This window comes from Heyndrickxia vini (assembly GCF_016772275.1).
GTDB classification, from domain to species: Bacteria; Bacillota; Bacilli; order Bacillales; family Bacillaceae_C; genus Heyndrickxia; species Heyndrickxia vini.
In genome coordinates this window covers 1997549-2017946 of sequence record NZ_CP065425.1, presented here as the reverse complement: position 1 = coordinate 2017946, position 20398 = coordinate 1997549, and the positions used below count along the sequence as shown (strand labels likewise).

Below are 20398 nucleotides of genomic sequence, written 5' to 3'. Positions count from 1 at the left end.
AAAAGCGCAATGAACAATGTTCATTGCGCTAAAAAGAGTTTTATGCCTAGTTATTTTCCTCCCTAAAAATTAGGTAAAGAAAAAGCAGTTGTCCAAGACAATAGCTACTTAGATTAATCTCTTTTGTGCTACGATATCGTTCTTAACATTCACTCTTTTTTCCATAGAAAAATAAACGTTATATGCGTGAATATTTTTTCGCATAAACATTAAGAAAAAGAGTGACCGTATGAAGTTACGGATTAGTTAAGAACGACACCAAACATAAAATTAAACTCCTTTTATTAAGGGAATAAATAACTAGGTCAAAATTGAAAAGTAATATTTCTCCAGCATAGATATAACTTACTTGAAATTTTTGAAATTGTCAATAATCCTAGATAATTTTCAAACCAAATTATTGCTATATTATCGGTAAAAATGATATTATCCGATTAAGCTGATCAATTATGGAGGTACAAAATGGACAATCAATTAGACATAGCAACATTTGCAGGCGGCTGTTTTTGGTGTATGGTCAAGCCGTTTGACCAATGGGATGGAATTCATAAAGTGGTTTCCGGTTATACAGGAGGTCATATTGACAACCCTACATATGAAGAGGTTAAAGCAGGAAACTCTGGACATTTCGAAGTTGTTCAGATTACTTATAATCCAAGCGTTTTTCCATATGAAAAATTACTCGAAATATACTGGCAGCAAATTGACCCCACTGATGCTGGAGGACAATTTCATGATCGCGGAGATTCATACCGTACAGTAATTTTTTATCATTCTGACGAACAAAAGCAATTAGCAGAAAGATCGAAGCAACAGTTAGGTGAAAGTGGAAAGTTTAAAAAACCGATTGTGACTCAAATACTTCCTGCCGCTCCTTTCTATCCCGCTGAAGAATATCATCAAAATTATTATAAGAAAAATAAAGATGATTATATGGAGGATCGGAAGAAATCAGGTCGCGATGAATTTATTCTTGAACATTGGAACGAAAAAAAATAGAGAAATCGGAGGTGTTTCCACCTCTGATTTCTCTATTTTTATATAATTTAATTATTTTAGAATAATAGATCCGTAACAAATTATTGATTACTTAATTGTTTTTATTAGCCTAAATTTTTTCATTAGATGATACAACTCTTTTGAAAAGTAAATAAATAAAAATAACATAAATAGGCCAAAGAAAAACCAAATAATCGTCAAATCATATTTTTCGTTCATATATAACGTATAAACGTGCGAGACACTGCTTATTGTGCCTAATACTCCACTTATGATTAATACTGAAAAAATAATAGAACCGATAACGAGTCCAGCCAACTCATTTTTGTTTACCTTTTCCTCAATATCATTCATTTCCTCACCCCCAAAAGCAGTTAAATCACTCCTTATAAAAGTATACGCAAGGAAAATGAAAATAGTTTCAATAAATATCAAAAGCAGAAGCGCATTGCTCATCGATGTAAAAACTGGAAGGACTTTGACTTATCGTAGGGAAAAGTCCTGAAGTTTTCAAGTCGATAGGCGCTGGAGCTGGACGTAGACACTTTATGTAACAAAGTTATCCACAATGCGTAAAATTTATAATTCCTAAGCAATAAAAAAACAGACTCGGGAAGAGTCTGTTTTTTTTAGCATTATTATGCTTTTACTACGTTAGCAGCTTGAGCTCCACGTTGACCTTGTTCAACGTCAAAAGTTACTTTTTGACCTTCTTCAAGTGTTTTGTAACCTTCGCCTTGGATCGCTGAGAAATGAACGAATACATCGTCTCCGCCTTCAACTTCGATGAAGCCGAATCCTTTTTCACTGTTAAACCATTTAACTGTACCTTGTGTCATGTAAATCTTCCTCCTAGTGTGCAATACACACATTGTATTACTATCCTTGCTCAAGTGATATTAGGCGATAAGTTGAAAACACTATCTTTTCCTTACATACCGAACAAAAATAATTCTTCTTTAGAATAACAGAAGTAGTTCAATTTAGCAAGTATTTGGTAAACAAATTTTTTTAGATAATTTTAAAAATCCATCATTAATAATTCATCCTTTTATGTGATCTTCTCTTTATACTTCTTGTAAAATGCAAAATTATTTTTTGGACTGTAAATCCAAACAGTAAAATCACTACAAGTAGTAACGTTATTGTTGCGCCTGGTGGCGTCCCTAAAGAATATGATGAAATGAGTCCCGTAAAAATACTAAATAACGAAATGATCATCGCTGTAGCAAAAACCATTTTGAAGCCCTTCGTTAATCTTATTGCAAATGCGGCCGGTAAAACCAATAAAGCTGATACGAGAAGAACGCCGATTGTCGGTATGATAATCGAAATTGCTAACCCGGTAATAATGCTAAAAGATAAGGAAAGGAGATTAGTATTAATTCCACTTGTATATGCTGTATCTTCATCAAATGTCATTAAATATAATGGTCTTCTTAAAATAAAGAAATATAGTAATATAACAATGGTCACACCTACCATTGTAAAAACTTGGGTTGTACTAATTGTTACGATGGAGCCAAAAAGGAATTGGTCAATATTTGTAGTCATCCCCCCATCGGTTATGCTCATTAAAAATAAAGCAAAACTCAGTCCGGCTGCCATTAATATAGCTATCGAAACCTCGGAATAAGTATGATAAGCCCTACGCATATACTCAATTCCAATCGCACCTATTACGACGACGATAATTGTTGATACAGTTATATTCGAATGCATAAAAAATCCAATGGCTACCCCTGCAAGGGAAATATGAGAAAGCGTGTCGGCCATTAATGCTTGTCTCCTCAATACAAGGAAAACACCTAAAAGTGGAGCAATGATGCCAATTAATCCGCCAGCCCAAAACGCCCGTTGCATGAATTCAAGGTTAAACATTTCCATCCGCCTTGCTCCCCTTTCTCTAAATGGATGATTTTATCAAGATAATCCTCCACTTCATCTTGATCATGTGTAACCATTACCACTGTTCGATTGTGTTTCTTCACTTGGTGACTCATAAATTCATAGAAACCTTTCCTGCTTTCAAAATCCATTCCTGTTGTAGGTTCATCTAATACTAATAGGTCAGGCTCCGAAGCTAAAGTTCGAGCAATACAAATTTTTTGTTTCTGACCACCCGATAATGCTCCGATCTTGTGATGTCGATAATCCCACATCCCTACCATCTCAAGTGCGTTCTTAACCTGTACATCATCATTTTCATCAAGGCGTTTAAACCATTTTCCTTTTGGATAACGTCCAGATCGAACAAGTTCTATCACTGTGCTTGGAAAACCTACATTAAATGAGGCAATTTGTTGTGGCACATATCCTATAGTTAAGCGCTTCCCATTACTATTTTTCTTACTAATTTTAACTTCACCTTCCCAAGGTTTCAGTAAACCGAGCATAACTTTAAGCATCGTCGATTTAGAAGCTCCATTTGGACCCGTAATACCAACGAACTCCCCACTATTTAATTCAAAAGAAACCCCATTTAATGCCGGTACATGTGTATAGCCAAAAACTATATTATGTAATGAAGCTAATTTCATATCGATCATCCTTTCTACTAAAACATGAAAAAGCGTGCGTAATTAGGATGACACACGCCGTAAGAAAAAAACATAAGATTGTTGTCATTATAGATTACTTTTTCTATTCTTTATGCAATGCTATAAATTATTTTTTTATTTCCAAAACATTTGCAATAACTATCATTTTAGTCAAATAAAGACTTTTTAATCGCCTCAAGATTTTTTTGCATGACACTAATGTAATTCATTCCTTTATCCTGCTCTTCTTTGCTTAAACCTTCTAACGTATGAAGTACTTCTGTTTTTGCACCAACTTCATTAGCTAATGTTTCGGCAACCTTCGGTGATGCTAGTTCTTCAAAATAGATCACTTTTACATGATGTTTTACAGCGAACTCTTTTAATTCCCCTAATCTTGCTGGGCTTGGTTCCTGTGAAGGTGATAGACCAGCAATTGGGATTTGTTTCAATCCGTATTCTTTTGCTAAATATCCAAATGCTGTATGTTGAGTGATAATCTCCTTTTTCTTAGCTCCTTTTAACGCATTACGATATTCATCATCAAGTTTTGCTAGTTTCGCGATGTACTCGGCACTATTTTTTTGATAAAATCCTTTATTTTTTGGATCAACTTTAATTAATGCTTTAGTGATCGTTTTTACTTCTTGTTGAGCTAAAACCGGATTTAACCAAACATGGGGATCAAACTGATGATGACCATTCCCACTCATTAACTGAATATCATTACTTGCTTCAACAAAAGAAAGATTTCCGTTACTTACACTATTTTTGATGGAAGGAACCCATGTCTCAAAATATTTACTGTTATAAACAAAAATGTTTGCTTTTTGAATCCTTCCGACATCTTTTGGTGTTGGTTCCCAATCGTGCGGCTCAACGTTTGAAGGAATTAATAACTTTACATCCGCTTTATCCTTAACTACGTTTTTAGTAAATTCATACATTGGGTAAAAGGTAGTAACAATTTGTAACTTATTATTACTTGAAGTGTTTTTTTGGTTTGCTTGATTGTTAGTGCCACAACCGCTTATGATTAAAAAAGTCATAAGTAATAAAGATAAAATAATAGAATAGTTCTTTTTACTCAAACATACTCCCCATTTCTTTAAAAAAGTTGATTTATGAATCGGTATTATTACGATTTAGGTTTGATAGATAATGACGCTATATATCTTTTTATAGAAAAATAGCATTATACCTCAAATATTCTAATGAAAGACTACTAAAGCAAAATCATTACGATTTAGAGTTTCAAAAAGAATGTTTTTTATTTGCATGTTCCTTAATTATAATAATACGTAATCATTCTTATTTGCAAGTATTTTTTTCTATAAAATTATGATTAGTTAATTTTACATACTATTATCTCTTTTTATTAAATTAATAAAATTTTTCAAGATGGCTGCAGTTAACCCCCATATTGCTTTATCTTCGAAATAATAGAATAGTTCCTCCATATATCGGGTTTGCCAATTGTAATTTTCACCACCACTTATCAAATGAAAAGGAAAGTTCTTTTCCGGTATTGCTTTAAAATTCACTTTAAAACACTCGGGTTCTATATTATTGAAATATGATAACGGTATGGTAAAGGTAGTTGCTACTTCAGCTGGATTAGGTGTAATCTTTTTAACTTCGTTAATAAAACCTGCATATGGATAGATAATCGTTCCAAATGGCGAGATTATATAATCCAAAGGAAAAATATGTTGTATATTTTCCTTTTCTATCCCAAGCTCTTCTCTTGTTTCACGAAGTGCAGTTTCCATTGAATTGACGTCTACTTTATCAACTTTTCCGCCCGGGAAACAAATTTCTCCAGGTTGTCTTCGCATATGTAAGGCACGAACCTCAAATAATATATGATATTCCTCATCTTTTTTTAAAATGGGGAGAAAAACCGCATATTTTGTGAACTTTTCCTCACCAATTATAGACGGGACACGGTTTGAATATTTATCAAACAAAAGATCAATATGCATTGTTTTCCTCCTCATTTATTTATAAATCTTACTACTTGTCCTATACTTTAAAAAACACTTTTTATGTCTACATTTTCCGGAAGCTGCAACGGATTATTTGGATTAATATGATCATAGAACATAATTCCATTTAAATGATCGATTTCATGTTGAAAGACAATTGCTGGATAGCCACTTAGTTTAAGTACTACTTCATCTCCAGTAATGTCATATGCTTTAACCTTTATACGCTCATATCTTGGCACATATCCTGGGACAGCACGATCGACTGATAGGCACCCTTCACCTTGTTGTAAATAGATCATTGTCAGTGAGTGACTAATGATTTTCGGATTGAATAATGTGTACTCATGTTCTCCCTTATCATCAACAATATAAGCAGCGAACATGCGCTTATCTAAACCAATTTGATTTGCAGATAATCCTACACCGGACCGTAGTTTATATTTCGCAGCTAGTTCAGGTGTTTGACTGTTTTTTAAATATTGAAGCATACATAATAATGTTTCTTTATCCTCTTCACTTGGTGGTATGACAACCTCATCAGTCACTTTTCGTAAAATCTGCGCACCCTCTCTTACGATATCTTTCATCGTAATGATGTAATTTTCATTAAACTTACCCATGCCGTACATACTCCTTTTCTAGAAAAAATTAAATTTATATCCAATATTTACAGCTTTTCTAATTCACGAACGACTAATTCACATATTTCATGGGTTAGTAAAAGCTCTTTTTTAGTTATTAGCTGGTCTTTTTTCGAATGAATCGTATCAATATAATTCGAAACGATTTGTTCAAAGCCCCTTTTGTGTAATGTTGGTTCCCAGTCATTTTGTCTAAATTTGCTTTCAATCATATCTTTATATATGATCATTTCTGATACATTATGTACGATTCTTTTTTCTGTATTACTCATCACTTCAAGCTTTTCTTCGGTGGTCCCACTGTCTCTATTCATTATACCTATTGCCGTACAGTTTTTAGAAATAAATTGTACTGTAACATCATATAAAAGTTCTTCTTTTTTTCTCCCATTTACAATTATCTTTTCGATTGGATTAGGAAAAAGGAATAATAATGTATCGATGACATGTATAAAATCATCATATACGAAGGTACGAATGTGATCTGGTAGTGATGATCTATTTTTTTGTAAAACAATCATATTCGGATTAGATAATTCTTTCATCTTTTGATAGGAAGGGGCAAATCGGCGATTAAAGCCCGCTGTTAATATTAGGTTCTTCTTATCTGCTAACTCCAATAACCTTCTAGTCGATTCGAATTTATTAGTTATAGGTTTATCAACATAAACGTGAATATTATTTTTTAAAAGTTCTTCTACAATTTCAAAATGAGAATCTGTACTAGAATGTACAAGTGCACCCTCAATCCCGCTGTTTATTAATGATTGTAAATTTTGATGTATATGTTGAAATCGATAATTATTCTGCAAGAATGACAGTGTTTGATTATTTCTCGTGAAAAAGTGTAAATCCACTTCCCCTAAACCTGCATAAACTGGTAAGTATGCCTTTTTGGCAATATCACCAATCCCGATTACACCTAATTTAGTCAAAACCACACCCCACTTTTAAAGATTATCTATTATAAATAGTATCAAATAATTTCATTATTTCATAACACTTTTTACATAACTAAAGGTAGTCAAACAATTTTTTGACTACCTACGTAATTTATCAGATTTTTATGTTTACATAATATGATTATCTTCTACTTTTCCCTACATGAGAACAATAATGATTAACTAATTCTTCAATTTGGTTATGATCAGGAAATTCACCAGTAAAATCAAATTGAATTTCTTCAATGAATTGACCATTTTTATACACATGAATCGCACCATCTTGATTTACTACACTAAATTCAGGTTCAAATACGAAACCGTTTCTTTCAATTGCCCCCATATGCCTAAATTCCCTTCTTAGTTATAATAGTAATTCATACACTTCATTTAATTGAGTAACTCGTGTTTGGTCCTGTTCGTCTTGGGCATATCGTATTTCTTTTGCAAGTACAGAATTTAGAAAAGCTGTCTCATCTTCTGATAAGTTACGAACAAATTCCAACTCATTTTGATTGGTACTTGAATGTAGTTTCTTATATATTTCTTCTCCAATCCTATGGTTTAAATGATTAGATAAAGATTCTCGTAAATAGGCTAATGTCGTGTCCAAAAAATTCACCTCATTTTTAATATGAATACTCCTTCCACTTATATTGGATAATTAACAAAAATTCATACATTCATTTTGAGGATTTTAATGGTTGATTAAGCACTAATATTTTCATTTACCACTATCGTTTTTGGACGTGATACATAGCTATGTAATATCATTCCAATAATAACGAGTAGAATTCCAAATAATGATAACTTAGAAGGTAGTGAGGAATGTAAAATTATTATTTCACCAATTAACGCAAACAATATTTCAACTGATTGTGTTGCCTCAACAGCTGCGAGCTGCGAGGGATTATCTTTTACTAAGTCAGTCGCATTAAAAAATAAAACAGTCGCAATAACACCAGAGGAAAGAGCAACAATTAAAGATTGATTAGTCTGACTAATGCTTGGCAATCCATCAGTTAAAACAGCGTAGATGGACAAAACAATCCAAAATGGCAAACTGGCAATGGTCATTCCAAGTACTCGTTGAAATGCATCAAGTCTTCCCTTACAAATTTGCATCATTTTACGATTACCTAATGGATAAGCAAATGATGCAATAAGCACCGGAATAACAACAAGCATCGTACTTTTAAGTGAAATCCCTTGACCCTGATCTAACTGCATACAAAATACACCAAGTAAAATAATTACAGACATTGCCAACCCTTTAAGTGGAATCCTGCCTTTTATATTTATCGGACCATCTGCAGTTTGTACGGTTTCACTAATAAACGGCACTAGAAGTGAACCGGATATAATAGTAATTTGCCATGTACCGGCGACAAGCCAGCCTGGTCCGTAAGCCGAAGAAAAACATAATGGAGCATAGAATAAACCAAACCCAATAAAACTCCAAAGGAACCATTGAAATGGGTGCCTTTTCATTTCAAGAAACAATCCTTTTAAATTCTTTCGTACTATAACAATAATGAATAAAAACGGTATCATAAAAAAGTATCGTAAGGATGCACTCCATAACCAACTTCCACCCGATAATTCCATTGACCGATTAAGGACAAACGTAACTGCAAAAAAGAAAGCTGCAGCAATGCCCAGTAAAATTGCTCTCATATGCGCATCCACCCCCTTATATAAAAACTATATAACAAGAATATTCTTTAAACGAAAAAAAATCTAGAGAATTTTCTCTAGATTTTTTTTCGTTTAAATGATTGTCCAAAATTACTTAGCTAAGAAAAGCCATAATTCCTTCATCATCATGTAATTCTAATTCTAATGCGACAGACATTGAATCTATTCCGTGTTCCGTGTTAAGCCAGTGTCTCAATGCCTCAATTAGATTAACCTCAGATAATTGTTGAATTCGATCATTCATCTCAATTTCAGCTGAAAAGCCACTATCGTCATCATATATCAATTCAACGGAAACCTCTTCTGGCTGAATATAATATTTATCTGCAATATATATACAAATCGCATTTATAATATCTTGTTCATAAATAGCAGACTTTTCCATATTAATTATACCTTCTTGTTTTATTTCGTTTAAAGAAGCTGAATATCCGAACAATGATCATAATAACACCAATTAGAATGATAATATTGACGAATCCAGCTAAAATTGATCCAAAAGCTCCCATTCCAAGGTGTCCAAATAAATTACCGATTAATAATCCTCCTAGACCACCAAGCAGCATACCTTTCATAAATCCGCCTTTATTGCTTTTGTTTGTAAAAGATTTATTGGTAGAATTCGTTCTGGTATCCTGTTTAAATTTGTTAGTATTCGTTGTACTCTTTTTTGGTGAAAATAGGTTAGATTGAGATGGACTAAAAGATCTTTTTCCTGAACGATACCCTTTTGCAGCGGCGTCATCAACATATCCAATACTCGTTACAGTAAAAATAAGTGTAAATACAGTTAAAAACATTAACAGTTTTTTTCTCAAATCGATTCTCCTTTATTTAAGTTATTAAGAGGTTTTATTTCTATTACTCTCTCAAAAACATTTTAAGTTCCTATGAACTTATTATATGAACTTATCTTATTAAATGCAAGTTTTTTCTCGAACATTCAAAAAAAATTGCCACATCTTTTCTAAAAAGAGCATTTGACAATTCAAAATACTAATCATAAGATAAGGTCAAAGGAACTTATATGATGGAGATGAACTCATGCTCACATTTCAATTAACGAGGAAAGAGATGGCTGACATCCTGTTAGCGCTTAAGGGATGGGATAATAAAAAGCCTTTAACTATTTTGCGGGATGCTTGGATACGGTCAAATAATATTTCTATAGAAAGTGAAAAACCGATGACTGCCTTTATCACAACCATTCTAGCTCCGATATTAGACAAGGTCATTAAATTCGAAAAGACAGAACCCGCTTTTTCAATCAATGAGATTGTCGCCCTGGGAAACCAAATTGAAAATACAAATTTTTCGACAACCGCGGTGCAAAATTGGGTAAAAAGGGATTTAAAGGAAATGATTTCTTCTCCTCAAAAAGGAAAAAAGTATTCATTAGAACAAACGGCATTACTTTTTCTTGTTGAAGATTTAAAATCCGCTTTAGATTTTGATTCCATTCGAAAGCTCTTAAAATTGGTTGTTAATGATCCGGAAAATGAAAACGATGATCTTATTAATCCTGTACACTTATATGCATGCTATTCTACATTATTCGATCGTATCAATCACGGTACTTACGAAATGAAAAAATATACAATTAAAGATATTGAAAATATAATAGAATCTTCTGCCAAACAAATGGTTGATGAATATACACATTTAAGCGTACAACATAGGGAAGCCATCAGAAATACAATTGTCATTGCTACCCTATCTGTTTACACCGCATATTTTCAAATGTATGCTAGAAAATATTTATCAGCTACATTGTTTTTGCAAGACTTCACAGCTCCTTAATTATTGTTTTTGCACTAAGAGGATTCCCACTTAGTGCTGAGAATTATCAACTATAATGTTTATTCAATTAATTTTAACACTACAAAATATCTACATCTACCAATTTGTAATTTCCTTGCGCTCCCCTTTACTATTTCCTTTTTTAGTAAAGCGTTTCTTTAATTCATTTTCCATTTTTTCTAACTGGATATTTTGTTCTGCTAAAAGAACAAAAACATGATAAAGGAGATCACTACACTCATTTATAATTTCTTTATCGTTTCTATTTTTTGCTGCGATGACAACCTCCCCTGCTTCTTCAATTACTTTTTTTCCAATTTTGTCAATTCCTTTATCAAACAAATAATTTGTGTATGAATTTTCTACTACATTTGTTTTTCGATCAATAATTTCGTCCATAACTTGTGTATAAATTGATTTTGAAAATTTGTTTATGTCTTTTTGTTCAATAATGGGTTTATAAAAACATGATATTTCTCCGGTATGGCAAGTTGGTCCTAGCGGTTCTACATAAATTAATAGAGTATCTTCGTCACAATCTGTTTTTATTGAGATAACGTTTTGTTTATTTCCTGATGTGGCCCCTTTATTCCATAAAGTTTCTCTGGAGCGTGAATAAAACCAAGTCTCGTTCGTTTCTAATGTTTTATCAAATGCCTCCTTATTCATATAAGCGAGCATTAATACAGCATTTGTATGTACATCAACTATAACTGCTGGAATTAAACCTTTAGAAAAATCGATCATTTCTTATATTCACTCCATTCTTTTCGCAAAGTTGTTTAACCTGATTAATCGAAAATGTTTCTTCATGAAAAATAGATGCTGCAAGTCCTGCGGAAACTTGAGTATGCTCAAATAGATCAAGAAAATGCTGTGGATGGCCGCAACCGCCTGATGCGATCACTGGGATTGAGACCGAACTGACAATAGCATTAATCAGTGGAATATCAAAACCGTTTTTTACCCCATCACAATCAACACTAGTTAGAAGAATTTCACCAGCACCCAATCCTTCTACTTTCTTTGCCCATTCAACTGCATCTATTCCGGTGTCCTTCTTTCCGCCATGGGTCATTACATGCCATATGCCATCTGCTGTTCTTTTTGCATCAATTGCTACTACAATGCATTGGGATCCAAAACGTAATGAGGCATCCTTTATTATTATTGGATTTTCGGTAGCCGCAGAATTGATTGCTACTTTATCTGCTCCTGCTGACAATAATTCTGTTACATCGTCGATGGTGCGGACCCCGCCGCCAACAGTAAATGGAATAAACACCTTTTCTGCTGTTTTTGACACGATGTCTATAACCGTTTTTCTATGTTCATTTGTAGCCGTAATGTCTAAAAATACCAGCTCGTCAGCACCATTGTGTGAGTAAAATTCGGCCATTTCTACTGGATCACCCATTTTACGCAACGAAACAAAATTGATCCCTTTTACTACCTCGCCATTTTTTACGTCTAAACAAGGAATAATTCGTTTTGCAATCATATTCTTTCACCCATAATTGTCACTTGACCAGTATAAATTGCTTTTCCGACAATCGCTTCAGTGATCCCAATATTTTTTAATTCCTGTAAGTCATCCATATTTCGAATACCCCCAGATGCTACAATGTTACAACGAACTGCTTTAGAAATTTGATTAAGTTCTCTAAGATTTGGTCCTGACAGCGTACCATCTTTTGAAATATCTGTATAAATAATCGTTTGTGCCCCAAGTGACTCCATTTTTTTTGCAAAATCAATATATTCAAATTCTGAAACGGTTTCCCATCCCCTCGTTGCCACTTTCCCTTTTATCGCATCAATGCCAATGACAATATATTCATTATATTTATCAAGTGCTTCCTTTAAAAAATCTTCCCGTTCTAATGCTGCAGTTCCGAGCACAATACGAGATACACCTATAGAAACGTAATTCTCAATTGTTTCCATATCCCGTATCCCTCCTCCGACCTCAATAGGAATATTGGAAAGTGAACAAAGCTTATTAATTAATTCATACTGTTTCGGCTTACCAAGGCGAGCCCCATCAAGGTCTACAATATGGATCATTTTGGCTCCATCACGTATGAAACGTAATAATTGAGATTCCGGGTCACTGCCGACTTCAGTCGTTTTACTAAAATCTCCTTGATATAAACGTACACATTTCCCATTTATTAAATCGATTGCTGGAATTATTCTCACCTTCTAACCTCCTGCATTCTACTCACGGTGGATTGGAGAAATATATCTAATAATTGTCTTCCTACAACCCCACTTTTTTCGGGGTGAAATTGCATGCCATAAACATTATCTTTTCGAACAATTGCGGGAATATCCACACCATAATTAGTCGTAGCCATTATATACTCATTTTTCGTTTTCACTTCAAATGAGTGGACAAAATAGACATGTTTATTTTGTAGATTTTTAAATTGCGAGTTTTGTATATTCAATGTATTCCAACCAATATGAGGCAAGATAAGATTCGTTTGTATTTTTTCAACGGTTCCTGGTATGAGATTAAGCCCTTTTGACTTTCCTCCTTCATACCCATCAGAAAATAATAATTGCATGCCCAAACAAATACCTAGTATTGGTTTTCGTTTTGCTAACTCACATAATGAATCTTTGAGCCCTCTGCGATTTATTTCTGTTACAGCCGCTTGAAAAGAGCCAACTCCAGGCAGGATAATATGTGACGCTTTTGCTAATTCATCATAACTATAGGTAATACAAATATCATGTCCAAGACTTTTCAATGCATTTGATACACTTGCGATATTTCCCATACCGTAATTCACAATCGCTATCATTCGATGAACCCCTTTGTAGAATTAACTCCTGTAATCATTGGATCAATATGGATTGCCTGCGAAAATGCGCGCCCTAAAGCTTTAAATAAAGATTCTATTTTATGGTGAGTATTATCACCATATAAAACTCTTGCATGAAGAGTTATACCAGATTGAACTGCGAATGCAGTAAAGAATTCTTTCACTAGTTCAGTATCAAAATCACCAAGCTTGGAATTTGTAAACGTTGCTTCAAAATGTAAAAATGGTCTACCACTAATATCGATAGCCACAAACCCTAATGATTCATCCATCGGTACGTAAGCAGTCCCGTAACGGGTAATACTTTGTTTATCGCCTAAAGCTTCTTTAATTACCTGTCCCAGAACAATTCCCACATCTTCCACTGTATGATGACCGTCAATTTGTAAATCTCCATCAGCCTTTACGTTCAATCCAATCCGTCCATGTTTTGCAAATAAATCAAGCATATGATCAAAAAATCCAATTCCAGTGTTTATTGAAGTATCACTTGAATCATCTAAATTACATGAAATAACAATGGCTGTTTCATTCGTTTTTCTAGTTTTCTCGGCCGTCCGCATATTCTACACCCTTCCAATATTATGCTTAATCGTTTCCTAACCTAACTTGTACTGCACGAGCGTGACCAATTAATTTTTCTTCTGAAGCAATATTTACAACATGTAGAGCTGCATCACACAATGCTCTTTCGGAATAATATAGGTAAGTTGTTTTCTTCATAAAATCATCAACAGATAGACCTGAGGAAAATCGTGCAGTACCGGAAGTTGGCAATACATGGTTTGGTCCGCCAAAGTAATCGCCGATTGCTTCTGGTGTATAAGATCCTAAAAAAATGGATCCTGCGTTTTTAACTTTGCTTAAATATAACAAAGGATTATCTAATTGAATTTCTACATGTTCTGGTGCTAATTTATTTACAAGATCAATTGCCTGATCAATGTTACTAACGAGTACACTTGCACTCTGAGTGGATAATGATTTTTTTGCAATTATTGCTCTCGGTAATTTTTCACATTGCTTTACTATTTCTATCTTCGTTTCATTAATAAGTTTTTCAGAAGTGGTGAAAAGGAATGTGCGTGCATTTTCATCATGTTCAGCTTGGGCAATTAAATCAGCTGCTACATATTTGGGACTTGCCGTTTCATCAGCAATGATCGCCACTTCTGAAGGACCTGCAATCATATCAATGCCTACATCACCAAATACGATAGATTTAGCTGCAGCAACATATTTATTACCTGGTCCAACGATTTTATCAACAGGTACAATCTGTTCTGTTCCATACGCTAGTGCTGCAATCGCTTGAATTCCACCTATTTTATATATTTTATTCACTCCAGCAATATCAGCGGCTACTGAGAGAATAGGTGCAATGGAATCTTCTTCACGTACAGGTGTTGTCATGGTGACCTCACTTACACCCGCTAGCACGGCAGGTATAGCATTCATTAAAACCGTTGAAGGATAACAAGCAGTCCCACCGGGTACATAAATGCCTACACTTTCAATTGGACGATATAATTGGCCAGATATGATATCCTCAGTTAGTTCCATTATTTTAGATTGTTGAATTTGCTTTGAATGAAATTTCTTTATATTATCGGCAGCTTTTTGTAACGATGTAATTGTTTCTCCATCAACCTTAGACCATGCCTGTTTTCTTTCTTCTTCTGTTACTTCCCAATTTAAAGGAAGATATCCATCAAACTTTTGCACATATTCTTTTAAAGCTGATTCACCATGCAAACGAATTTGATCAATGACTTGTTTAGCAATTTTTAACGTATCATCACTTAATGATTTAGCTTTATTTTTCGATCTAATAAATGTGTCAATAAATTGTTCACTTGTGTATATACGAATCATTTGACAAACTCCTTTGACTCCAACAATTCGATAATAGGGGTTAGTTTTTCTCTTTTTATTTTCAATGAGGAGCGATTAGCAATACATCGTGCAGATATTGAATGGATTGTATCCTTAACAATCAATCCATTAGCTTTTAATGTAGTCCCAGTTTCGACGATATCGATTATCGCATCAGCCAATCCAAGAATTGGTGCTAGTTCAACTGAACCTTCAAGCTTGACAATATCCACCGATTCACCCTTTTTTCGAAAATATTCTGTCGCAACAAATGGATATTTTGTAGCAATTGTTCGTTTACTAGTTGTTGGAGGATGATCTTTTCGTTCCGCAAGGGCAAAATAACATTTCCCAAAAGGAAGTGCCAATAGGTTATACACATCTGGCCGATATTCAAGTAAAATATCCTCTCCAATGACTCCTAAATCAGCTATCCCATGTTCCACATAAGTGGCTACATCTACTCCTTTTGCAAAAATGAAATGAAACTGTTCTGTCTCAATTGAAAGCTTCCGCCCTTTATGTACCAATGGTTCCAAGTTATAAGAAAGTGATTGAAAATAATCCAAAAATTGATTTTCTAGTCTTCCTTTAGTTAAAGCGATACATATCTTCATTTTCTACCACCTTATATTTTCCGTCTTTTTGAAGTATATAAATTACTTTTTGAAAGTCGTCTTTATTAATCATTTCTTCATCATAAAACACTTCAACAATATAATTGTGATAGTCTTTTCTAATTTCCTCGGCATAAGACAATGAATCATCCGATGCTATAACACAGATTTTTTTTGGTTTATTAAAAATACTCAATTGTTCGGCTAAAACGTCGACATCAAAACCCAACCCCACAGCGTTTTTGTCTTCTCCGAATTGAGCATACAATCTATCATAACGACCACCCGAGAAACATGTTGATCCATTTTTCTCTAAAAATCCCCTAAATATAATTCCTGAATAATACGGCAATTTTTTTACCATTCCTAAATCAACGATTACGGGTACCTTGCTCGATTCATTTAATAATTTTGCTAACTTTTTTAAATGATGAACGATTTTCAGAAGAATAGGGTAATTTCTCCATCGTATCTCATATTCATTCAGTACCTCTTCAGATGGTCCAAAAGCATCGATTAAAACCACTAATTCTGAAGCAATATGTTCTTTACCGTTTTGTTCCGCTAGTTGATGAACTCTGTCTTTTCTTTTATCATGCATAGCGATTTGTAGTGCTTTTAATTCTTCATTACTTAAATTAAGTTGGTTTATGAAATACTCAAAAATACCAGTATGTCCTAATTCAATTACGTAGTGGTTAATGGCTAATTCCTCAAGAAAGTTTCTTGCCATTAATAAGCATTCACTTTCCCCATGAAAATTAGGGAAATTGATAACTTCAATTCCAACCTGACGACTTTCCACACCGAGTTTATTATTTCTGAATATCGAACCCTGATAAGCCCATTTTTCATGGGACTTACTGTGGTTTGTTAATGCCCTTGCAATGGCCGTCGTCCAGTCCGGACGTAATACCTCTATTTCTCCTTCGTTATTAAACCATTTCATTAAACTTTGAAGTGGCATTCCTACATGCTGGTTTGTAAATATACTCGCATATTCAACAACTGGGGTAGAAATTTCCTCATACCCTCTGAATGTAGTAACCTTTCGGAATGCTTCAAAGACGTAATTTCTATTTGCAACCGTTTTTCCAAAATCATCTTGACTCCCAATTGGTAACAACATATTAACTCACTTCCTAATACTCTTTATTATATTATCACTCTAATAAACTAAAGTAATTTGAATTGTTAATACAATAACACAATCGAAAAGAATTGGTCAATTAAATTTTTTAATAAGTCTAAAAGGTACATTAAAAAGGAGCACACATAACGACTGTGTCCTCCTTTTTTTCTTATCTTTCGTAAATAATTTTATCAATTATCCCATAATCTTTAGCTTCTTCAGCTGACATAAAGTAGTCCCGGTCTGTATCATGTGCGACTTTATCAACCGATTGTCCTGTCCGTTCGGCAATCATATGGTTCAAACGATCTTTAAGTTTTAAAATTCTTTTTGCAGAAATTTCTAAATCCGTTGCTTGACCACGCACACCACCTAATGGTTGATGAATCATAATTTCACTATTTGGTAGCGCAAAACGCTTACCCTTAGTCCCTGCTAAAAGCAACATCGCTCCAAATGATGCAGCCATTCCAATACAAATCGTCTGAATATCTGGTTTGATGTATTGCATCGTATCTAAGATGGCAAAACCGGCCGAGGTTGAACCACCAGGACTATTAATATATAGTGAAATATCCTTTTCTTGATCATCAGCTGCCAGAAAAAGCAATTGAGCGACAACACTATTAGCAACTGTATCATTTATTTCGTCACTAATCATAATAATTCGGTCTTTTAATAATCTAGAATAAATATCGTATGATCTTTCCCCATGTGATGATTGTTCAATTACATATGGAATTGCATTCATTTTTGCTTCCTCCTATTATGCTGCTTGTAAATGGAGGCATTGCGGTGTGAAGTGTGAAGATGGTGACGAAACTGAACCTGTTTCCTTCATTTTTATCTCATAGAACTGTTTAATTAATAAAGATGGATTTTCTTGTCTTATCGCTTCGAGTATCGTTTGATGAAACATTTGATCCTTAACATCAGTTATTAATGAATGATTTTCGGATTCTTCTTTTATTTCAATGGATTTCAACCGGTTTCTACTTCTAAATAGAGACGCCTTTATAGAACCTTCCGACATAGCTAATTGGGCAGAAATATCGGCTAAACTATATTCAAATACATCTTTTAGAAGAAATATGATGGTTTGTTTGGGCGTCAAATGATTTACCAGTTTTTCAATATTTGAATATAAATCAGCCAGACCTTTCATTGGCTCATAGGATAGTTCCTTATGTGTAGCGGTCGTTTCTTTTGTTTTCCTTAGTTGGTCAATCCAATGATTATGTGCGATTTTATAAAGGAGGGCAAGACTAATTTTATTACTATTACAGTCTTTCCCAACATATGAACGATACATTTTTATCATTGTTTCTTGGGCAAGGTCATCTCCATCCCACTCACTTCTCGTTATACTCCGGCAATACCTCTTCAAAGCAGGATACCAATTTATTAATTGCAATTGTTTATTCATCGATTCATAACCAAGCTTGGTTTTCAAAGTGATCACTCCTTTTGAACCTCTAACTAATAAACGTTTATTATCTTTAAAAAGTTACGGGAAGTTTAAAAATATTTACACGGCAATTTTATGCTGTTTCCATTTTTTCAAAAGAACACCATGCTTTGGCGAAAGAAATAGGGTAATAAAAAATAGTAAACCAGCAATCATGATCATACATCCTGCGATTGATGCATCTAATAAATATGCTACATAATACCCAATACTAGAACAGAGTATACCAATAATCATACTATAAATGATCATTCGATTCAGTTTATCCGTTAGTAAATATGCAGTGGCTGCTGGAACAATAATCATTCCAACAACAAGTATTGCTCCAACACTTTCGAAAGAAGATACTGTAGTGATGGATACAAGACTCATTAATAAGTAATGGAAAAACGCTACAGGTATTCCTAACGCCGCCGCCATAGCAGAATCGAACGAACAAAGTTTAAATTGCTTATAAAATAAACTAATGACAAGAATATTTACAATAAAAATACTTTCAACTCCCCAAACCGCTTTTGGTCCTAAATTCATTCCTCCAATATCCAACGTATCCCATGGGGCATAAGCAATTTCACCATATAATACACAATCTAAATCCAGATCAACCTGTCTAGTGAAAAGGCTTATTAATACAACACCTACGGCAAAGAGTGCGGTAAAGACAACCCCAATCGATGCATCCGACTGTACGCCGCTATTTTGGAACATTTGGATTAAAAAGACTGTAATTAAACCGATACAAGTTGCCCCCACGATCATTACGATGGAGTCCCTTGTTCCGGATAGGAGAAAGGCAATGACTATCCCTGGCAAGATTGCATGACTTATAGCATCCCCAATCATCGACATTTTCCTTAAAACAAGAAAACAGCCAACAATGCTACAAGATGATGCAACTAATGCTCCAATTAAGATAATCCAAAAATGATTCATATCACATTTCCATCCTTTACACTTTGCTTTATATGTTGTTTCAAAAACGCATTTTTTGATTTCTTTCGACCGACAATCTTTGCGATCACTCCTCGTGTTGGTGCAATTACAACGGATAGAACAAAAATACATGTAGCTGCTAAAACAATTAGTGGCCCAGTCGGTAAATTATTCACCTGTGTACTCAAGATAGTTCCCATCAAACCACTAATTGCACCAAATAAGCCTGAAAGCATCACCATTACATGTAATTTTTCAGTCCAATAACGAGCTGATACCGCCGGTGTAATGAGTAGGGCTGCCATTAATACTACTCCAACAGCTTGTATTCCAATCACAACAGCAATTACCATAAGAATCATTATTAATTGATCAAGCAAAGTGATTGGGAGACCAATCCCTTTAGCAAAACCGGAATCAAAAGAAAGCAGTTTAAATTCTTTAAAAAAGAGAGTACATATGGCAATTACGAAAAGACCTATGCCAGCCATTGTGTAAACATCAGATTGTACCATGGATGCCGCCTGACCAAACAAAAATTTATCTAATCCACTTTGATTCCCACTTGCACTATGTTGAATTTGAGTTAATAATACAATACCAACCCCGAAAAATACGGTAAGGACAATTCCTAATGCGGAATCCTGTTTAATACGTGTTTTCCTTGTAATGTAGCCGATTGAAATGGTGGCAATAATTCCAGCTATAATCGCACCAATTAAAAAGTAAAAGATAGATTTTGTACCAGTTAGGATAAAAGCGAAGCACACTCCCGGTAATGCCGCATGTGATAACGCATCACCCATTAAAGATTGTTTTCTCAAATACGCAAAACATCCAATCACTCCACTACTTATTCCAAGTAGAATTGAGCTTACTAATATCCAAAGTGTGTTTGGGTCTTGTAACAAAGCAATTATATTCATCTG

The 20398-nt window shown here is 34.1% G+C and carries 27 protein-coding genes; 2 read left to right on the top strand and 25 right to left on the bottom strand.

Annotated elements, in window-relative coordinates:
* Positions 1 to 462 precede the first annotated feature (462 nt).
* Positions 463 to 999, top strand: a complete 537-nt coding sequence (gene msrA, locus I5776_RS10135; protein WP_202780482.1) for a peptide-methionine (S)-S-oxide reductase MsrA — start codon at positions 463 to 465, stop codon at positions 997 to 999.
* A gap of 87 nt (positions 1000 to 1086) precedes the next feature.
* Here msrA and I5776_RS10130 read toward each other — a convergent pair whose 3' ends face one another.
* The 13 genes from I5776_RS10130 to I5776_RS10070 all read right to left on the bottom strand — a co-directional run bounded on the left by I5776_RS10130 (position 1087) and on the right by I5776_RS10070 (position 9628).
* Complete coding sequence (locus I5776_RS10130) at positions 1087 to 1353, bottom strand: hypothetical protein (RefSeq protein WP_202780481.1); 267 nt, start codon at positions 1351 to 1353, stop codon at positions 1087 to 1089.
* Positions 1354 to 1637: 284 nt separating this feature from the next.
* Complete coding sequence (locus tag I5776_RS10125) at positions 1638 to 1838, bottom strand: cold-shock protein (RefSeq protein ID WP_058006790.1); 201 nt, start codon at positions 1836 to 1838, stop codon at positions 1638 to 1640.
* Between the two features lie 196 nt (positions 1839 to 2034).
* Positions 2035 to 2886 carry a metal ABC transporter permease gene (locus I5776_RS10120; protein ID WP_202780480.1) on the bottom strand — a complete coding sequence of 284 codons (852 nt, stop codon included), beginning with the start codon at positions 2884 to 2886 and terminating at the stop codon, positions 2035 to 2037.
* A complete protein-coding gene (locus I5776_RS10115) occupies positions 2832 to 3539 on the bottom strand; it encodes a metal ABC transporter ATP-binding protein (protein ID WP_202780479.1) in 708 nt (235 codons plus the stop codon). The genes I5776_RS10120 and I5776_RS10115 overlap by 55 nt, the downstream gene beginning before the upstream one ends.
* A gap of 167 nt (positions 3540 to 3706) precedes the next feature.
* Positions 3707 to 4588 (bottom strand): metal ABC transporter substrate-binding protein, encoded by an 882-nt coding sequence (locus tag I5776_RS10110; RefSeq protein WP_202780761.1) that lies wholly within the window; start codon positions 4586 to 4588, stop codon positions 3707 to 3709.
* 306 nt (positions 4589 to 4894) lie between these two features.
* A complete protein-coding gene (locus I5776_RS10105) occupies positions 4895 to 5524 on the bottom strand; it encodes an NUDIX hydrolase (protein WP_202780478.1) in 630 nt (209 codons plus the stop codon).
* A 47-nt stretch (positions 5525 to 5571) separates the two neighbouring features.
* Complete coding sequence (def, locus tag I5776_RS10100; protein ID WP_202780477.1) at positions 5572 to 6150, bottom strand: peptide deformylase; 579 nt, start codon at positions 6148 to 6150, stop codon at positions 5572 to 5574.
* A 47-nt stretch (positions 6151 to 6197) separates the two neighbouring features.
* Entirely contained in the window at positions 6198 to 7106 is a 909-nt protein-coding gene (locus I5776_RS10095; RefSeq protein WP_202780476.1) for a Gfo/Idh/MocA family protein, read from the bottom strand.
* Positions 7107 to 7254: 148 nt separating this feature from the next.
* Positions 7255 to 7455, bottom strand: coding sequence for a YbxH family protein (locus I5776_RS10090; RefSeq protein ID WP_202780475.1), 201 nt, complete (start codon positions 7453 to 7455; stop codon positions 7255 to 7257).
* Positions 7456 to 7476: 21 nt separating this feature from the next.
* Positions 7477 to 7725 (bottom strand): sporulation protein, encoded by a 249-nt coding sequence (locus tag I5776_RS10085; protein WP_202780474.1) that lies wholly within the window; start codon positions 7723 to 7725, stop codon positions 7477 to 7479.
* A 95-nt stretch (positions 7726 to 7820) separates the two neighbouring features.
* Entirely contained in the window at positions 7821 to 8789 is a 969-nt protein-coding gene (locus I5776_RS10080) for a DMT family transporter (RefSeq protein WP_202780473.1), read from the bottom strand.
* A 115-nt stretch (positions 8790 to 8904) separates the two neighbouring features.
* Positions 8905 to 9195, bottom strand: coding sequence for a DUF2653 family protein (locus I5776_RS10075; RefSeq protein WP_202780472.1), 291 nt, complete (start codon positions 9193 to 9195; stop codon positions 8905 to 8907).
* 1 nt (position 9196) lies between these two features.
* Positions 9197 to 9628 (bottom strand): hypothetical protein, encoded by a 432-nt coding sequence (locus I5776_RS10070; protein WP_202780471.1) that lies wholly within the window; start codon positions 9626 to 9628, stop codon positions 9197 to 9199.
* A 226-nt stretch (positions 9629 to 9854) separates the two neighbouring features.
* Between I5776_RS10070 and I5776_RS10065 the strand changes: the two genes are divergently transcribed.
* Positions 9855 to 10610: a DUF1836 domain-containing protein gene (locus I5776_RS10065; protein WP_202780470.1), complete on the top strand. Its 756-nt coding sequence runs from the start codon at positions 9855 to 9857 to the stop codon at positions 10608 to 10610.
* A 96-nt stretch (positions 10611 to 10706) separates the two neighbouring features.
* On the opposite strand, the gene hisIE is transcribed toward I5776_RS10065, so the two are convergent.
* The 12 genes from hisIE to I5776_RS10005 all read right to left on the bottom strand — a co-directional run bounded on the left by hisIE (position 10707) and on the right by I5776_RS10005 (position 20395).
* Complete coding sequence (gene hisIE, locus I5776_RS10060; protein ID WP_202780469.1) at positions 10707 to 11357, bottom strand: bifunctional phosphoribosyl-AMP cyclohydrolase/phosphoribosyl-ATP diphosphatase HisIE; 651 nt, start codon at positions 11355 to 11357, stop codon at positions 10707 to 10709.
* Positions 11341 to 12111, bottom strand: a complete 771-nt coding sequence (hisF, locus tag I5776_RS10055; RefSeq protein ID WP_202780468.1) for an imidazole glycerol phosphate synthase subunit HisF — start codon at positions 12109 to 12111, stop codon at positions 11341 to 11343. Before hisF ends, hisIE begins: the two co-directional genes overlap by 17 nt.
* Positions 12108 to 12812: a 1-(5-phosphoribosyl)-5-[(5-phosphoribosylamino)methylideneamino]imidazole-4-carboxamide isomerase gene (gene hisA / locus I5776_RS10050; protein ID WP_202780467.1), complete on the bottom strand. Its 705-nt coding sequence runs from the start codon at positions 12810 to 12812 to the stop codon at positions 12108 to 12110. The genes hisF and hisA overlap by 4 nt, the downstream gene beginning before the upstream one ends.
* Entirely contained in the window at positions 12809 to 13423 is a 615-nt protein-coding gene (gene hisH / locus I5776_RS10045; RefSeq protein WP_202780466.1) for an imidazole glycerol phosphate synthase subunit HisH, read from the bottom strand. The genes hisA and hisH overlap by 4 nt, the downstream gene beginning before the upstream one ends.
* Complete coding sequence (gene hisB / locus I5776_RS10040; RefSeq protein WP_202780465.1) at positions 13420 to 14007, bottom strand: imidazoleglycerol-phosphate dehydratase HisB; 588 nt, start codon at positions 14005 to 14007, stop codon at positions 13420 to 13422. Before hisB ends, hisH begins: the two co-directional genes overlap by 4 nt.
* Before the next feature lie 25 nt (positions 14008 to 14032).
* A complete protein-coding gene (gene hisD, locus I5776_RS10035; protein ID WP_202780464.1) occupies positions 14033 to 15319 on the bottom strand; it encodes a histidinol dehydrogenase in 1287 nt (428 codons plus the stop codon).
* Entirely contained in the window at positions 15316 to 15936 is a 621-nt protein-coding gene (gene hisG, locus I5776_RS10030) for an ATP phosphoribosyltransferase (RefSeq protein ID WP_202780463.1), read from the bottom strand. The genes hisD and hisG overlap by 4 nt, the downstream gene beginning before the upstream one ends.
* Positions 15911 to 17065, bottom strand: a complete 1155-nt coding sequence (locus I5776_RS10025) for an ATP phosphoribosyltransferase regulatory subunit (protein WP_202780462.1) — start codon at positions 17063 to 17065, stop codon at positions 15911 to 15913. The genes hisG and I5776_RS10025 overlap by 26 nt, the downstream gene beginning before the upstream one ends.
* Positions 17066 to 17237: 172 nt before the next feature.
* Positions 17238 to 17819, bottom strand: a complete 582-nt coding sequence (gene clpP, locus I5776_RS10020; protein ID WP_202780461.1) for an ATP-dependent Clp endopeptidase proteolytic subunit ClpP — start codon at positions 17817 to 17819, stop codon at positions 17238 to 17240.
* Positions 17820 to 17834: 15 nt separating this feature from the next.
* Positions 17835 to 18521, bottom strand: a complete 687-nt coding sequence (locus I5776_RS10015) for a sigma-70 family RNA polymerase sigma factor (protein ID WP_202780460.1) — start codon at positions 18519 to 18521, stop codon at positions 17835 to 17837.
* A gap of 75 nt (positions 18522 to 18596) precedes the next feature.
* Positions 18597 to 19469, bottom strand: a complete 873-nt coding sequence (locus I5776_RS10010) for a metal ABC transporter permease (RefSeq protein WP_202780459.1) — start codon at positions 19467 to 19469, stop codon at positions 18597 to 18599.
* On the bottom strand, positions 19466 to 20395 hold the full coding sequence (locus I5776_RS10005) for a metal ABC transporter permease (RefSeq protein ID WP_202780458.1): 930 nt from the start codon (positions 20393 to 20395) through the stop codon (positions 19466 to 19468). Before I5776_RS10005 ends, I5776_RS10010 begins: the two co-directional genes overlap by 4 nt.
* Positions 20396 to 20398 lie beyond the last annotated feature (3 nt).

What these genes read in the sequence shown, in the direction of transcription:
- msrA (WP_202780482.1), top strand. Translation starts at nt 463, where the DNA reads ATGGACAATCAATTAGACATAGCAACATTTGCAGGCGGCTGTTTTTGG.
- I5776_RS10130 (WP_202780481.1), bottom strand. Translation starts at nt 1,353, where the DNA reads ATGAATGATATTGAGGAAAAGGTAAACAAAAATGAGTTGGCTGGACTC.
- I5776_RS10125 (WP_058006790.1), bottom strand. Translation starts at nt 1,838, where the DNA reads ATGACACAAGGTACAGTTAAATGGTTTAACAGTGAAAAAGGATTCGGC.
- I5776_RS10120 (WP_202780480.1), bottom strand. Translation starts at nt 2,886, where the DNA reads ATGGAAATGTTTAACCTTGAATTCATGCAACGGGCGTTTTGGGCTGGC.
- I5776_RS10115 (WP_202780479.1), bottom strand. Translation starts at nt 3,539, where the DNA reads ATGAAATTAGCTTCATTACATAATATAGTTTTTGGCTATACACATGTA.
- I5776_RS10110 (WP_202780761.1), bottom strand. Translation starts at nt 4,588, where the DNA reads ATGACTTTTTTAATCATAAGCGGTTGTGGCACTAACAATCAAGCAAAC.
- I5776_RS10105 (WP_202780478.1), bottom strand. Translation starts at nt 5,524, where the DNA reads ATGCATATTGATCTTTTGTTTGATAAATATTCAAACCGTGTCCCGTCT.
- def (WP_202780477.1), bottom strand. Translation starts at nt 6,150, where the DNA reads ATGGGTAAGTTTAATGAAAATTACATCATTACGATGAAAGATATCGTA.
- I5776_RS10090 (WP_202780475.1), bottom strand. Translation starts at nt 7,455, where the DNA reads ATGGGGGCAATTGAAAGAAACGGTTTCGTATTTGAACCTGAATTTAGT.
- I5776_RS10080 (WP_202780473.1), bottom strand. Translation starts at nt 8,789, where the DNA reads ATGAGAGCAATTTTACTGGGCATTGCTGCAGCTTTCTTTTTTGCAGTT.
- I5776_RS10075 (WP_202780472.1), bottom strand. Translation starts at nt 9,195, where the DNA reads ATGGAAAAGTCTGCTATTTATGAACAAGATATTATAAATGCGATTTGT.
- I5776_RS10065 (WP_202780470.1), top strand. Translation starts at nt 9,855, where the DNA reads ATGCTCACATTTCAATTAACGAGGAAAGAGATGGCTGACATCCTGTTA.
- hisIE (WP_202780469.1), bottom strand. Translation starts at nt 11,357, where the DNA reads ATGATCGATTTTTCTAAAGGTTTAATTCCAGCAGTTATAGTTGATGTA.
- hisF (WP_202780468.1), bottom strand. Translation starts at nt 12,111, where the DNA reads ATGATTGCAAAACGAATTATTCCTTGTTTAGACGTAAAAAATGGCGAG.
- hisH (WP_202780466.1), bottom strand. Translation starts at nt 13,423, where the DNA reads ATGATAGCGATTGTGAATTACGGTATGGGAAATATCGCAAGTGTATCA.
- hisB (WP_202780465.1), bottom strand. Translation starts at nt 14,007, where the DNA reads ATGCGGACGGCCGAGAAAACTAGAAAAACGAATGAAACAGCCATTGTT.
- hisD (WP_202780464.1), bottom strand. Translation starts at nt 15,319, where the DNA reads ATGATTCGTATATACACAAGTGAACAATTTATTGACACATTTATTAGA.
- hisG (WP_202780463.1), bottom strand. Translation starts at nt 15,936, where the DNA reads ATGAAGATATGTATCGCTTTAACTAAAGGAAGACTAGAAAATCAATTT.
- I5776_RS10025 (WP_202780462.1), bottom strand. Translation starts at nt 17,065, where the DNA reads ATGTTGTTACCAATTGGGAGTCAAGATGATTTTGGAAAAACGGTTGCA.
- clpP (WP_202780461.1), bottom strand. Translation starts at nt 17,819, where the DNA reads ATGAATGCAATTCCATATGTAATTGAACAATCATCACATGGGGAAAGA.
- I5776_RS10010 (WP_202780459.1), bottom strand. Translation starts at nt 19,469, where the DNA reads ATGAATCATTTTTGGATTATCTTAATTGGAGCATTAGTTGCATCATCT.
- I5776_RS10005 (WP_202780458.1), bottom strand. Translation starts at nt 20,395, where the DNA reads ATGAATATAATTGCTTTGTTACAAGACCCAAACACACTTTGGATATTA.